The sequence below is a fragment of the Marinimicrobium sp. UBA4509 genome, assembly GCF_002388575.1.
Classification (GTDB): Bacteria; Pseudomonadota; Gammaproteobacteria; order Pseudomonadales; family Cellvibrionaceae; genus Marinimicrobium; species Marinimicrobium koreense.
In genome coordinates, this window is sequence record NZ_DGMV01000027.1 from 1 (window position 1) to 13,896 (window position 13,896).

11 protein-coding genes are annotated in these 13,896 nt (G+C 57.3%); 10 read left to right on the forward strand and 1 reads right to left on the reverse strand.

Annotated features, from left to right (window positions below):
- Positions 1-131 precede the first annotated feature (131 nt).
- From B3520_RS03000 to B3520_RS03040, 9 genes are all read left to right on the forward strand, one after another.
- The gene (locus B3520_RS03000) at positions 132-539 is read left to right on the forward strand and encodes a VOC family protein (RefSeq protein ID WP_286806437.1); all 408 of its coding nucleotides are present in this window, start codon (positions 132-134) and stop codon (positions 537-539) included.
- Positions 540-619: 80 nt separating this feature from the next.
- Complete coding sequence (locus tag B3520_RS03005) at positions 620-1,048, forward strand: SRPBCC family protein (RefSeq protein ID WP_286806434.1); 429 nt, start codon at positions 620-622, stop codon at positions 1,046-1,048.
- 139 nt (positions 1,049-1,187) lie between these two features.
- A complete protein-coding gene (locus tag B3520_RS03010; protein ID WP_286806438.1) occupies positions 1,188-2,054 on the forward strand; it encodes a DMT family transporter in 867 nt (288 codons plus the stop codon).
- A gap of 184 nt (positions 2,055-2,238) precedes the next feature.
- Complete coding sequence (locus B3520_RS03015) at positions 2,239-3,273, forward strand: TRAP transporter substrate-binding protein (protein WP_123637020.1); 1,035 nt, start codon at positions 2,239-2,241, stop codon at positions 3,271-3,273.
- Between the two features lie 3 nt (positions 3,274-3,276).
- A complete protein-coding gene (locus tag B3520_RS03020) occupies positions 3,277-3,786 on the forward strand; it encodes a TRAP transporter small permease (protein WP_123637021.1) in 510 nt (169 codons plus the stop codon).
- Positions 3,779-5,074: a TRAP transporter large permease gene (locus B3520_RS03025; RefSeq protein ID WP_286806433.1), complete on the forward strand. Its 1,296-nt coding sequence runs from the start codon at positions 3,779-3,781 to the stop codon at positions 5,072-5,074. The genes B3520_RS03020 and B3520_RS03025 overlap by 8 nt, the downstream gene beginning before the upstream one ends.
- 59 nt (positions 5,075-5,133) lie before the next feature.
- Positions 5,134-5,433, forward strand: coding sequence for a Dabb family protein (locus B3520_RS03030; protein ID WP_286806432.1), 300 nt, complete (start codon positions 5,134-5,136; stop codon positions 5,431-5,433).
- 26 nt (positions 5,434-5,459) lie between these two features.
- Positions 5,460-6,281 carry a 3-keto-disaccharide hydrolase gene (locus B3520_RS03035; protein ID WP_286806431.1) on the forward strand — a complete coding sequence of 274 codons (822 nt, stop codon included), beginning with the start codon at positions 5,460-5,462 and terminating at the stop codon, positions 6,279-6,281.
- Between the two features lie 450 nt (positions 6,282-6,731).
- Complete coding sequence (locus B3520_RS03040) at positions 6,732-9,788, forward strand: TonB-dependent receptor (protein ID WP_286806430.1); 3,057 nt, start codon at positions 6,732-6,734, stop codon at positions 9,786-9,788.
- A 78-nt stretch (positions 9,789-9,866) separates the two neighbouring features.
- On the opposite strand, the gene B3520_RS03045 is transcribed toward B3520_RS03040, so the two are convergent.
- Positions 9,867-11,870 (reverse strand): VacB/RNase II family 3'-5' exoribonuclease, encoded by a 2,004-nt coding sequence (locus tag B3520_RS03045; protein ID WP_286806429.1) that lies wholly within the window; start codon positions 11,868-11,870, stop codon positions 9,867-9,869.
- A 134-nt stretch (positions 11,871-12,004) separates the two neighbouring features.
- Here B3520_RS03045 and B3520_RS03050 point away from each other — a divergent pair, with 134 nt between their 5' ends.
- Positions 12,005-13,720 (forward strand): potassium/proton antiporter, encoded by a 1,716-nt coding sequence (locus tag B3520_RS03050; protein ID WP_265367654.1) that lies wholly within the window; start codon positions 12,005-12,007, stop codon positions 13,718-13,720.
- Positions 13,721-13,896 lie beyond the last annotated feature (176 nt).

A 13,896-nucleotide genomic window follows, 5' to 3' on the forward strand; every position in this document is an offset into this window, starting at 1 on the left:
CCTAAAACACTTGACCACTACAAATAGCGCCAAATATGGAAGTACAATTTCTTACAGTTCCGACCTTGTTTCGCAACTTCCATCTGTGCTCTAATCGGCCGATCAGTGTGTTTTTTTGGTGCGGAGGAGATATGAAGTCTATTGCAACATCCCTTATGTTTGTTGGCGATCAGGCTGGAAAAGCCGAAGAGGCAATCAGGCTTTATACAACTGTTTTTTCCAATTCTAAAATCGTTGGTGTTGAGTACTACAAAGCAGGTGAGCATGAGCCGGAAGGCTCTGTAAAGTTGGCTCGGTTTATGCTGAACGGCACGGAGTTCTTGGCACTCGATAGCCACCTCGGTCATAAGTTTACCTTTACACCCTCCATATCACTGTATGTGGAGTGCGAATCGGAAGCGGAGATCGAAGAGGCCTTTCAAACCCTGGTTGACGGAGGCGTTGAACTGATGCCTTTGGGTGATTATGGGTTCAGTGAAAAGTTTGGCTGGCTGAATGATAGATATGGCGTATCCTGGCAGCTTAGCTTGGCGAATTAGAGGTCTGATAATGTCAGTCAGCTTAGAGGAATTTCATTTCCTGCTGGAAGGCGGTAACCCGTTGTTTGAGAGTAGTATTTATGGAAAGTATTGAACATGTTCAGTACGTGAATGCCTCTCTATCCAAGGTCTACGAAGCGTTGACCACTGAGGCTGGATTGACTGAGGTGTGGACCCGAGATCTAAAATTCATAGCCCAAGTTGATGCGACCAATGAATTCCGCTTTGGAGACGAGCACCCAACAAAAATGAAGGTTTTAGAATTGGTGCCCAAAAACAAGATGGTTTGGCTCTGTACTGATTCGGATCCCGAATGGATTGGCACGAAAGTCATTTTTGAGTTAGATCAGCGAGAAAGCAAAACAGCGATCACTCTTAAACACACGGATTGGCGAGAGGTGACCGAGTTTTACCGTTTCTGTAATTACAACTGGGCGATATTTCTGTTGAGTCTCAAACAATACTGCGAAGAGGGGGCGGGAATCTATTATCAGTTGCGTAAGTTTTAGCTGAGTAATTGTCTCCGTTGTACACACCACGGAAACGGGCTGCGCTGACCTGGACCACGGAGGGGGAGCCAAAGAGGATTATGAGGCAATGAAAAAAATTCAGGCTGACAAAACTCTCTAGAGCCCGGTCTTTGTCGCTCTGGCAGCGCTCTGTTGGGGGCTGGCCGGCGGTATTGGCGGTGTGCTTACCAGCGAGGGCTGGGCGCCGCTGGTGGTGTCGTTTTACCGCGGCGCGATCGGGCTGCTGTTTGTGGCCGCCTGGCTGGCTCTTCGGCCGCGCGGCAGTGGGTTGGCCTGCCGCCAACTGTGGTTCTGGTCGGTCATTGCCGGTCTGGGAGTGGCGGGCAATTTCGCATTCTATTTTATCAGCATCGCAGAGGGCAGCGTGGCAGTCGCCGCGACCTTGATGTATTGCGCGCCGGTGTTTGTTTACCTCGTTTCTTTCACGCTGAAGCTCGAGCAACCGACCTTGCCCAAGTGGCTGGCCATTGCCATGGTGGTTGTCGGTATTGTGTTGCTCACCGGTATTTATGAAGTGGGCGCCAGCGAGGTGACGCCGGTTGCGGTCGGGGCGGGGTTGCTCTCCGGGTTGTCCTACGCGGTGTTCATTTTTGGTTTCAAATACGCGGCTCCGCACGGGAGCCCACAGGCGGTGTTACTGGTCGCTTTCGGGGTGCTCAGTGTCATTCTCCTGGTACTCAGCGGCACGGAGCAGGCGCTGGCGGTGCTGAGTGCGCCAATCTGGCTCCTGTTTGTGATTCTGGGCGTACTCGGGGCGGGCCTGTCGTTTGTGATCTACATTCGGGGTCTTAACTATACGGCACCGGCCGTAGCCTCCATTGTGGCCATGGTAGAGCCGGTCACCGCCTCCCTGTTCGGCGTGGTGCTGTTGAATGAACGCCTGGGACTCTTCCAGGTGCTGGGGCTGCTGCTGATTCTGGTGACGGTCACCGCGCTGAGCGTCTACTCGAACGTTCGCCCCGGTTACCGGCATCGCGCTGCATGATGCTCAGGGTGCGCTGCGCTTCCTTCCGATAATTTAGCCTTCACTATATTTCAATCACGCACTTTCTGGGTTACAATTGCCTAAATTTGATCGAAAATGATTTATAATGAAATCAAGTTGGCGCCCGTTTCGTCTGTGAAGGCTCGTATTCTGCCGATGTATTCTTGATGGTAGGAGAATAATAATGACAGCTCGCCCCCCGTTGTCCCGGGCGCTGAAAGCGCTTTGCGTGGGCATTATCGCGCTCTTGGCGGTTGCCGTGATTGCGGCCTCCGGCATTTTCTCCGGCGCAACCCGTGGTACCACCCTGTTTATCGCCTATGCCCAGAACAGCCAGCCGGTGATTGATGCCCTGCACCTGCTCGGTCGGCGGATTGAGGAAAAAACCGGAGGCGAGGTGAAGGTCCGCTTTTTCCCGGACAGCCAGCTCGGCGGTGAGCGTGAGCTGGTGGAATTGCTGCAAGTGGGCGCGGTGGATATCACCAAGGTGTCCGCCGGGCTGATGGAGAGTTTTTCACCCATCTACGGTGTGTTTTCCATGCCTTTCCTGTTCGAGGATACCGGGCACTTTTACCGGGTCATGGACAATCCCGACATCATGCAGCCCATCTATGCCTCCACCCGGCAGAACGGGTTTGTCGGTATGGGTTATTACGACTCCGGCTCACGCAATTTTTACGTGAAAGATGACCCGATTCGTTCCGTGGAGGACCTTGAAGGACGGAAGATACGGGTCATGCAGAGCGAGGCGGCCATCGAGATGATGCGCCTGTTGGGGGCGGTTCCGGTGGCCATGGGTCAGGCCGAGGTGTACACCGCCATGCAGCAGGGCATTCTGGACGGGGCGGAGAATAACGAGTTTGCCCTCACCATTGCCCGACACGCCGAAATCGCCAAGCACTACACCTACACCATGCATACACGGATTCCCGATGTGGTGGTCATCAGCAATATGACGCTGAACAAGCTGAACGATGAGCAGACGGCGGCGGTGTATGAGGCCATGGCGGAATCGATTGCGTTTCAGAAACAGGCCTGGAACGAGGCCGTGGCGGAAACCCGGGAGTTGGCGATTGATGAGTTCGGGGTGAACTTTATTGACGTCAAGCTCGCGCCGTTCCGCGAGGCGGTTGAGCCCATGTATGAGGCCCTGAAACAGTATCCCGAGCAGTATTCGCTTTACCGCGAAATCAGGTCCACAGCAGATGAGACGGAGTAGGGTATGCGCTTGATCAACGGGATTCGAACGGTGATGGACCGTGTGGTTGAGGTGGTGTGCAGTGTCTGGTTGTTGGTGATGGTCGCCATGACCTGTTGGCAGATTATCAGTCGCTATCTGTTGGGGGCTCCCAGCACCTATTCGGAGGAGTTTCTGCGTTTTTCACTGGTCTGGGTGTCCATGCTCTCAATGGCCTATGTGGCCGGTCTGCGCAAGCATGTTGCTTTTACCCTGTTTTCGGACAAGGTATCCATTCACTGGCAACACTACTGGCAGATACTGATCGAGCTGGCCTTTCTGGCGTTCGCCATTTTCATTCTCGTCCAGGGCGGATACAACGCCACCAGCATCACCATGAATCAGGTGTCGCCATCGCTGGGGCTGGCCATGGGGTATGTTTACTCGGCCTTACCGCTGGCCGGGGGAATTCTGGCGGTGTACAGCGTGCTGAATTGCATCGAGCTGTTGGAAAAAGAGTTGCGCTCGGACGAGGAGGCACCACAGGATGTTTGATGCGGCGCTGTTACTGATCGGGTCTTTTGCGTTTTTATTGGTCCTGGGTATTCCCATTGGTATCTGTATTGCGGTGTCCTCCGTGATCACCATCGCCTCGGTGTTGCCCATGGATGTTGCGCTGTTCACCACAGCGCAGAAGATATTTTCCAGCCTGGACAGCTTCTCCCTGCTGGCGGTGCCCTTCTTCATTCTCTCCGGGGTGATCATGAATTCCGGGGGCATCGCGATGCGGTTGGTGAATTTTGCCAAACTGTTCAGTGGGCATATCCCCGGCTCTCTGTCCCACACCAATATTGCCGGCAATATGATGTTCGGGGCCATTTCGGGGTCCGCCATTGCGGCGTCCACCTCGATTGGTGGCGTCATGGTGCCCATGAGCAAGAAAGAGGGCTACAGCAACCCGTTTGCCGCGGCGGTCAATATCGCCTCGGCGCCCACGGGAATGCTCATTCCCCCGACGACGGCGTTCATTCTGTATGCCCTGGCCAGTGGCGGCACCTCGATTGCGGCGCTGTTTGCGGGCGGCCTGGTGGCCGGAGTGCTCTGGGGTGCAGGGTGCATGCTGGTGACCTATGTGATTGCCCGTCGCCGGGGCTATCGCTCCGTGGTACTGGTGGAGAAGGGCGTGGCGTGGCGTGTCACGATGGAGGCGCTGCCCAGCCTGTTGCTGATCATCGTGGTGGTGGTCGGTATCGTCGGCGGTGTGTTTACCGCGATTGAAGCCTCGGCGGTTGCGGTAGCCTACACGGCCTTTCTGACCATGGTGGTTTATCGCACGGTGTCCTTTGGGGACCTGCGCAATATTCTGGTGCAGTCACTGGTGATGACCGGCATCATCATGTTCCTGTTGGGAACCTCATCGGCAATGTCCTTTGCCATGGCGATTACCGGGCTTCCGGATCTGATCAGCAGTGTAATTCTCGGGCTCTCGGAAAACCCGGTGATGGTGTTGTTGATCATTACGCTGTTTCTGTTGATCATTGGCACCTTTATGGATATTGGTCCGGCGATTCTGATTTTTACCCCCATACTGTTGCCCATCGCCCTGAAGATTGGTGTGGACCCGGTGCATTTCGGTATCCTCATGGTCTATAACCTGAGTATCGGTACCATCACGCCTCCGGTGGGGAGCGGTCTGTATGTGGGCGCCAGTGTCGCCAATGAGAAAGTTGAGCGTATATTGCCGTCGCTCATGCCCTTCTATGGAATCATTGTTCTGGTGTTGATCCTGATTGCACTGGTTCCGGAGGTCACCTTGTTCTTGCCACGGCTGATGGACTTATAGAGGTCGCCTGCACTTGAGGTGCAGCGTCTGTCATTGACTTTATTTACACGGGAAAACACATGATCCGACATATTCTTCTGGTCAAATTCAAGCCGGAGGCAACCGCTTCGGAGATCGAGAAAGTCCGCACGCTGTTCGAATCCATGACCAGCCGCGTGGAGGGAGTCGAAGCGGTGGAGTGGGGGCTCAATGACAGCCCCGAAGGGTTGAATCAGGGTTTCACCCACGCTGTTTTGATGACCTTTGCCGATGAGCAGGCGCGGCAGCGCTATCTGCCTCATCCGGAGCATGACGCGCTCAAGGCGGAGTTTGTGCCGCTGGTGGCAGACATTGTTGTGTTTGACTACTCGGTCGCGTAATTGCCACGTAACTTAAGGAGCGTGCCATGGAGTTTTTAAATAACCGCATCAACCTGACTCGTGTACCCGGCCGAGCCGCCGGTGCATTGTTTTTTATCGGGCTGACGGCCTGCAGTGCCACTGAGCAGAACCGGGACTCCGGAGAGTGGCAATCGCTGTTCAACGGAAAGGACCTGGATGGTTGGGTGGTCAAAATCCATCACCATGAAGTCGGGGATAATTACGCCGATACCTTCCGGGTGGCGGATGGCGTGATTCAGGTCAATTATGATGGTTACCAGGACGGTTTTGGCGAGCGCTTTGGTCACCTGTTTTACGAGCAGCCGTTCTCGTCCTATCACCTGAAGTTCGAGTACCGGTTTACGGATCAGTGGCTCGACGATGCACCGGGCTACGCCTACCGGAACAGCGGCATCATGTTCCATGCTCAGGACCCGAACACCATTCTGAAAGAGCAGGATTGGCCCATTTCCGTGGAGTACCAGATGCTGGCGGATCGGGACGATGGCAACCCGCGCCCGACCGGCAATATGTGCTCTCCGGGCACGGATGTGGTGTATGACGGGGAGATTGATGAGCGCCACTGCATCAACTCCACCTCGGCGACCTATCAGCCCGGCGAGTGGGTTGAGGGTGAGCTGATTGTTTACGGCGACTCGCGGGTGGTTCACCGGGTCAATGGTGAGACCGTACTTGAGTACACCCAGCCGCAGATCGGTGGCGGTGTGGTCAGTGGTTTTGACCCGGAACTCAAAGTAGACGGGCAGCCATTGACCCGGGGTTACATTGCCCTGCAATCCGAAGGGCAGGGCGTTGAGTTCAGAAACATAACGATCAAACCCCTGTAATAAAGTTCGGCCTCTGTCTCGCAATTAGCAACGACTTCACTTCTCAGGGCACCCGGCCAAGCACAGTGGCCGGGTGCCGTCTGGCGCTCTCCCCGGGAGCGCCTCTCTCCTTCGCTTCTCACGTCCCACGCCGTTTTGGCGGCTCCAAATACAAAAAAGTGTAAAGCGGTTGCACTCGGGTTTTATTAGTAATATGCTCACTTTCGCCTGTAATCGGTTACAAAAATGGTATTCAGGTAGATTGATAGGGGTCCGAAACACGGCCTATTTCGACCCAAAATGGTTAAAAATCCATCGATTTAAGCCTATAAGATGAATTTTGTGCCATATTTTGGCGCGATTCTAATGAGTATCGATGATCATTTTAGCGTCACCTCTGGGGGTCAGCCCCGACGCTGGCCGGGTATTCGGACCGATATAAAAACCCAAAGCAATTGATAGGAGAGTTCCATGTCATCCAGAACAAAGTCTTTTCAGAAGCGATTCCTGCCGGCGGTTATGGCCGCCTGCGCGGCGGGCAGCCTGACCGCGCCGACGCTGGCGCAGGACGATATGCAGATGCTGGAGGAGGTGATCGTCACCGGTGTCCGCAGCGCCCAGGAAACGGCGGTCAACGTCAAGCGCGATTCCGATTCCATTGTCGATGCCATTTCAGCGGAAGATATTGGCAAGCTGCCGGATGTAACCATCACCGACTCCCTGCAGCGCATCAGCGGTGTTCAGGTTCGCCGCAACGCCGGGGAAGGGGGATCGTTGAACATTCGAGGCCTGGGGCAGGTTTCCACCACCTTGAATGGCGAATCCTATCTGGGTGCCAATTCCATCACCACGGTCCAGCCGGATTATTCGGACATTCCCTCACAGTTGTTTTCCGGCACCCAGGTGATCAAATCCCAGACGGCCGCCAACCATCCGGGCGGCATCAGCGGTGTGGTCAATCTGGAAACCTATCGCCCGCTCGACAGCGGGTTTGATGATGGCTGGACACTCTCCGGTGCGGCGCAAGTCGGGCGGGGCAAGGAAACCGGTGAAACCGACCCTTCCGTGAACTTCCTGGCGAACTGGCGTACCGACACGGTGGGTTTTCTGGTGTCGTTCGCTCATCAGACCTCCAACCTGGCCAATACCTACTCGGGCATGAATGGCGATGCCGGCTGGACCGGTTTTGCGTCGGAGCGCGATGGAGCGGAATACAGTTGGGTCAGCGCCGACACGCAGCTTGGCGGCATGGGTGATCGGGTGACCGCTGATGGTGTGGATGTGAACGATAACGGCGTGGTTGGCGATACGTTCTGGGCCTATCAGGGTCACTCGGCGTTCAACCGAGCCTCCGAGCGTGAGCGCGATGGTTTGAATGCGGCGTTCCAGGCGGATCTGGGGAATGGTTTTGAGCTGGTCGCCGAAGCCTTCTACACCAAAATGGAAGACTACGATCGCCAGATGGGCGTCGCCTTTTCTGATAAGTGGAACCGGTGGGGCTGGGCCTACCCGAGCATCAGTACACCCAAAGGGGTTGAGATGAGCGGCGGGGAGCTGCACACCGTTCAGGAGTTTACCGGCAATGGCATGCGCCTGAAGTCCTACTCGGATGTGGGGGTGACCGAAGCGGAATCCCAGAACTTCAATCTGGAGCTGAATTACGACAACGGTGGCGCCTTTACCGGCAGCGCGCGGTTGGTCAGTGGCAGTGCCGAGCAGGAGCAACTGAACAGCTACATGGATATCGACCTGGCCAATGGCAGCCAGTGGGGTGTGGACTGCCAGCTTTACCCAGCGGGTACCGCCGGGGAGCAGGGTGACTGCGCGGAAGGGCGCCTGCAGACCAATCCGGATGGCTATCAGGGCTGGCCGGTGCTCACCGTGAACTACCAGGGGGATAACCCACACTGGAGCGGTTGGGACAACAACGCCAACCTGAATCGCGATGGTCAACCTCAGGCCGGTATCGCCAGCCGCAGTCTGCAGAGCTATGTGGACGATGTGAACAGCTATTCGCTGGGTGCTTTCGCCTCGGAGAACAACTTCCTGCGCGAAGGGGATGTGGATGTGGTCCGCTTTGACGGAAGCTACGAAATCGCTCGTGGCATGCTCGATAGCGTGGACTTTGGCGTGCGTTACAGCCAGCGCAGCGTGGACAACTTCGAGTTTGATCTGCTCTCGCCGGTGGGTGGTTGCGATGTGAAGTGGAAGGCCACCGACGTGGTGTTGAATGGCGGCGGTATTGAGGGTGCCTGCACCTACGGTGAGGGCGGCGACTATTACACCGCCGGTGTGCCGACCCCCATCTCCGGCCTCGATCCCATTCAGGTCAGCGACTTTGGCAGTGCCACGGGCATACCGCCGGTCTGGACGGTCAATCCGGAGTACATGGACGACGTGGAAGGTGTACACAACCAACTGTATCCGGGCACCCGCCGGGCGATCAATCCGGGGCGTTCCTATGGGGTCGACCTGGATGAGATGAGCACTTACATCAAAGCCAATTTCTCCCGCGGCATCATGAGCGGTAATGTTGGCGTGCGGGTGGTGGAAACCGACCTCACCGTGGATCAGAACCAGGTGGGCAGCCCACAACCCTATGGTGCCGCCAACGAGTTCCTGGGCCAGGTCAGTACCGAGCGTTCTTACAGCGATGTGTTGCCCTCGTTGAACCTGCGCTTTGATCTGACCGACGAGTGGGTATTGCGTGCCGCGGCCACCAAGACCATGGCGCCGCTGGATCTGGCTCAGTGGGGTGCGGGTCTGGCCCCCAACTACGCCATCGACGGTGAGGCGAGTAGCGATACGTACCAGCAGTTTATCGTGATCGGTGGCAACTCCGACGGTAACCCGGAGCTGGATCCCTGGCGCGCGGACAACTACGATCTGTCGCTGGAATACTACCTGGGGCCCGCCAGTGCCTTGAGTGCCGGCCTGTTCTACATCGATGTCGAAAGTTTCATCGAGAGCGGTTCGGTGCAGATGGCATTGCCGGACCAGGACGGTGTGGTGCGTCGGGAAGTGGAAGTGTCCACCAGTGTTCAGGGTAGCGGCGGTGAGCTGAAAGGGCTCGAGTTGAGTGCCAAGCTCGCCTTCGGTGACTTCCTGTATGACAGTGTGCTGGAGGATTTTGGTGCGGACGTAAACTACACCTACTCACCCAGCGAGTCCGGCAATCAGGATCTCAACGGCGGTGACCTGCCGTTCCAGGATAACTCCGAGCATGTGTTCAACCTGGTGGGTTGGTACGAGTCCGGTCCCTTCCAGGCTCGGGTGGCGTACAACTACCGCAGCGAGCGTGTAGCGGGTTACAACCAGACCTGGGGCAATGGCGCCCTGTGGCAGGAGGCGACCGGCTATGTGGACCTGTCAGCCAGTTACGATATCAATGACGCGGTCAATGTGTTCTTCAACGCGTCCAACATCACCGACGAAAAAGAGCAGTACTACCTCGAATTTCAAGATCAGTTCGCCTGGCAGTACGAGTACGAAGCCCGGTACTCCCTGGGCGTGCGCGCGACCTTTTAATCGTCAATAAAAAAACCGGCCGTCAACGCTGTTGGCGGCCGGTTTTTTTGTGTCTAATGCTTCTTGAGGCGGCGTGATTTACTCGTCGGAAGCGGGGGCGTCTGTCCAGGCTTTCAACCGCTCGGCGGTGGCTTCATCGACCACTTCCAATATCACCCGCTGGCGCTCATCGTCCACGCCCTGAATGATCACGTGTACCTGCTGATCCAGTTGGTACTGTTGAGCCTCATGGGTGATTTTCAGGCGCCTTGAATCAAATGCCGGCTTGACGTCATCTTTGGCCAACCGCACAAAACCTTCAATACCCCAGTCGTCCAGACGCACCCCGAAGCCCATGGAGTTCACCAGGGCGATGGTGCCCGTGTGTACGCTGCCAATTTTGTCGCGCACAAAATCACAGGCCAGCCACTGCTCCAACTGACGACAGGCCTGACGGCCTTTCTGAAGCTGACTCTGCAGGCTTTCAAGCAGCGCAGGTTCCGGTGGCTGGGCGGGTTGCTCGCGCAGTATCCGCTTGATGGCCCGGTGATTGTAAAAGTCGTGGTAGCGCCGGATCGGCGAGGTGACTGTGGCGTAATGGGGAAAGCCCAAACCAAAGTGCTCGCTGGCATCGGCGGACAGGGAGGCGGCCTGCAGCATCCGTTGGACAAGAGGCAGCAGGGACTCGAATTCCGGAGTATTGTCCGGGTTGACCCGCAGATCGCGCAGCAGCTTCTGGAAGTGACGCAGCGCGGTCAGGTCGCCGACCTCGTAGTCCGGAACGTCTTCGTTCAGCAGGCTGACGGCATCGTCCAGTCGTTCCGGGCGAAAGCCGACGTGGTTGGAAAAAATGCCGTGCCCGGGGTGCCGGGTGAACAGTTCCCCCGCACAGATGTTGGTGGCAAGCATGGACTCTTCTACAATCCGGTGCGCCTTGGTGCGCTCGCGTTTCTCGATGCGTTCGATTTTCTTCTGATCGTTCAGGACGAAGTAATAGTCCGGACGGTCTTCCATCATCAACGCGTGCTGATGACGGTAGTCGCTGCGTGCGGTGGCGCAGGCGTGCAGGGCTTTGAGCATCTCGACCCGCTCGGCGGGCAGGTCAACGGGGGCATCCCCACCGTCGAGCAACTCGGTGACGCCGGTGTAGCTCAGCTTGTGGTGGGAGCGGATCAGGGCCTCGGAAAACCGGTAGTCGGTAATGGTACCGTCCGGTTGGATGTGCATCTGGCACACCAGGGCCGGGCGGCGCTGATCCGGCACCAGTGAAAAGGTGTCGTGGGACAGCTCCGCCGGCAGCATGGTCACACTCTGGCCCAGCAGGTAGACGGTGCTGGCCCGGCTCGCGGCGGCCTGGTCCAGCGGGGTGCCCGGTTCGATGTAGCGGCTCGGATCGGCGATGGCGACCCAGAGGTCCCAGCCGTCCTCGCGCGCCTCCAGGTAAACCGCATCGTCCATATCCCGCGTGGTTTCGGCGTCGATGGTCACAAAGGGGCGATCGGTCAGGTCTTCCTGGTGATCATCTGCGGTGATGGGCGTCAGGTTGATGGCCTGGGCCTGATCCCGCGCCTTATCGGACCAGTCCGTCGGCAGTTCGAATTTCGCGGTGATGTAGCGGCTTTCCACTCCAGGCTCGCCGGGCTTGCCAATGGCGCTGAGAATGGTGACCTGCGCCTTGCCTTCGTGATGAAATGGATGGCGGCTGAGTTTGCAGTGAATCAGGTCGCCATCGTCGAAGCCTTTGCGCTGATTTGGAGGAATAAACAGCCAGCGGGTAAACTGGGCGACGTCAGGCTCCACAAAATGGGCCTTGCCCTTGACGCGATAGCGACCCACAAAGGTGGTGAATTCGCTGCTCAGCAGTCGCTCCAGTTGCGCTTCCAGTTGATCTTTGCGGTTGGTGGTCAGTTGGACTTCTACCCGATCGCCGGGCATGACCTTCATGGTTTCATCGGGCGGAAGAAAGGCATCCCGCCCATCATCGAGGTGGACGAACGCAAAGCGACGGGTGGTGGTGCGCACGGTTCCTTGAGCCAGGTCCTTCTCCGAGCGAAGGTTGGATTTGAGCTGAGACAGCTGTTGCAGTGCGTTCTGATCAAACATGAGAGACAACTTCAGATTGGCAGGTTCGGTTTCGGGGTCAGGCGCGATCATAACAGGAAACCCGCCCTGACGTTACCGGGGCTGGCACAATTGGCCGGCTCCATTCTCTGGATATGTAGTAGTATTGGCGCCCTATGGATACCTTGAACCAGCTCATTCTGTTTGGCGGAATGCTGTTTGTGATCAGCATTCTCGCCAGCACCCTCTCCCCGCGCATGGGCATGCCTCTGCTGCTGGTGTTCCTTATTATCGGTATGTTGGCGGGGGAAGACGGCCTCGGTGGCATTCGTTATAACGATGTTCAATCGGCGTACTTCCTGGCCACGCTGGCGCTGGCGGTGATCCTGTTCGATGGCGGCTTGCGCACTGATCGGCACAACTTTCGGGTCGGGCTGCGCCCAGCCTTGCTCCTGGCCACCGTCGGGGTGGTGGGCACAGCGGCCCTGACCGGCGCTTTTGCCGCCTGGATTCTGGGAATTGGTTGGGTTGAGGGCTTGCTGATCGGGGCGATTGTGGGCTCCACCGATGCGGCGGCGGTATTCTCGGTATTGAACATGCAGGGGCTGGCGCTCAAGACCCGGGTGGGCGCGACGCTGGAAATCGAATCCGGTCTGAACGACCCGATGGCGATCTTTCTGACCATTATTCTGGTGGAGTTCATGGTCAGCCAGCAGAGCGGTTTTGACGCCCTGATGCTGGGGCAGTTTGTCTGGCAGATGGGGCTGGGGGCTGGCATTGGTCTGCTGGGCGGAAGGATTCTCGCCTATGGTGTCGCCCGTCTGGCCCTGAGCCCGGGGTTGTACCCTCTGTTGGCCCTGTTTGGTGGCATCTCTATTTTTGGCCTGGCAGCGGTCCTGCAGGCCAGTGGGTTCCTCGCGGTGTACCTGGCCGGCCTGGTGGTCGGTAACCGACTCTCCCGAGGGCTTTACAACATCCAGCGCTTCCATGACGGTATCGCCTGGTTGGCCCAGATCAGTCTGTTCCTGATGTTGGGCCTGCTGGTATCGCCCCGCGAACTGATGCTCTATGCACCCAGCGCCGTGCTGGTGGGGCTGTTTCTGATTCTGGTCGGGCGCCCCGTGGCGGTCTGGCTGTGTCTCATGCCGTTTCAGTTCGCCTGGCGGGAAAAGCTGTTCATCAGTTGGGTGGGGCTGCGCGGCGCGGTGCCGATTGTGCTGGCCATGTTTCCCTGGTTGGCAGGCTTTGAGAACTGGCCGTTCTTTTTCAATATCGCCTTCTTTATTGTGCTGGTGTCTCTGGTTATGCAGGGCTGGACCGTGGCGCCCCTGGCCCGCTGGTTGAAGCTCGATGTCCCCACCACTTCCTCACGGGTCCAGCGGGTCGAGTTGGGGGTGCCGGGGCAGGTGGGCTACGAGTTTGTCGGCTACAAGCTGGCCGAAGGCAGCCCGGCGCTGCGCTCGCCCACCGATAAACTGCCCTTGCCGGCGGGCGCCAGCCTGTTGTGCGTCTTGCGGGAGGATCAGCCCCTGTCGCTAAAGGAAAGTCATACCCTGGAGCCGGGAGATCACGTCTACTTGCTGGCCTCCGCCACGGACTTGCCCGCCCTCGACAAGTTGCTGGTGGGGGTGGACGAGCCGGACCGGCTGTCGGCTCAGGCGTTCTTCGGGGAATTTGTGGTCACGCCCCGGGCCAAGCTGGCGGACCTCGGCATGCTCTATGGCTTTGAGGTGCCGGAGGAGATGGCCAACTGGAGTATCGCTCGGTACATCTACAGCCAGTACCGCCAGCCGGTGGTGGGCGACCGGGTTCGCCTGGGTGATGTGGAATTTGTGGTGCTGGATATGCGCGACTCGAAGCTGACTCAGGTCAGTCTGAAACTCCACCGGTAAAATCCCGTCCGATTTTTTCTTCAGAAATGTTGCGCCCGGCCGATGATTATTGGCCAGGCGTGATTTTGTCTTTTCTCGGCTACACTTTAATAACCAATCCCGATGAGGCTCAGCGTTGTACGGTGGGTGGATAGGTATTTCGATACGGTCTGTTAAACGCTGGATGTTCTTATATA

Bases quoted from the DNA above. Each gene is read 5' to 3' on its own strand.
- B3520_RS03040 (WP_286806430.1), top strand. From the start codon at position 6,732: ATGTCATCCAGAACAAAGTCTTTTCAGAAGCGATTCCTGCCGGCGGTT.
- B3520_RS03045 (WP_286806429.1), bottom strand. From the start codon at position 11,870: ATGTTTGATCAGAACGCACTGCAACAGCTGTCTCAGCTCAAATCCAAC.
- B3520_RS03050 (WP_265367654.1), top strand. From the start codon at position 12,005: ATGGATACCTTGAACCAGCTCATTCTGTTTGGCGGAATGCTGTTTGTG.
- B3520_RS03035 (WP_286806431.1), top strand. From the start codon at position 5,460: ATGGAGTTTTTAAATAACCGCATCAACCTGACTCGTGTACCCGGCCGA.
- B3520_RS03005 (WP_286806434.1), top strand. From the start codon at position 620: ATGGAAAGTATTGAACATGTTCAGTACGTGAATGCCTCTCTATCCAAG.
- B3520_RS03015 (WP_123637020.1), top strand. From the start codon at position 2,239: ATGACAGCTCGCCCCCCGTTGTCCCGGGCGCTGAAAGCGCTTTGCGTG.
- B3520_RS03025 (WP_286806433.1), top strand. From the start codon at position 3,779: ATGTTTGATGCGGCGCTGTTACTGATCGGGTCTTTTGCGTTTTTATTG.
- B3520_RS03020 (WP_123637021.1), top strand. From the start codon at position 3,277: ATGCGCTTGATCAACGGGATTCGAACGGTGATGGACCGTGTGGTTGAG.
- B3520_RS03030 (WP_286806432.1), top strand. From the start codon at position 5,134: ATGATCCGACATATTCTTCTGGTCAAATTCAAGCCGGAGGCAACCGCT.
- B3520_RS03000 (WP_286806437.1), top strand. From the start codon at position 132: ATGAAGTCTATTGCAACATCCCTTATGTTTGTTGGCGATCAGGCTGGA.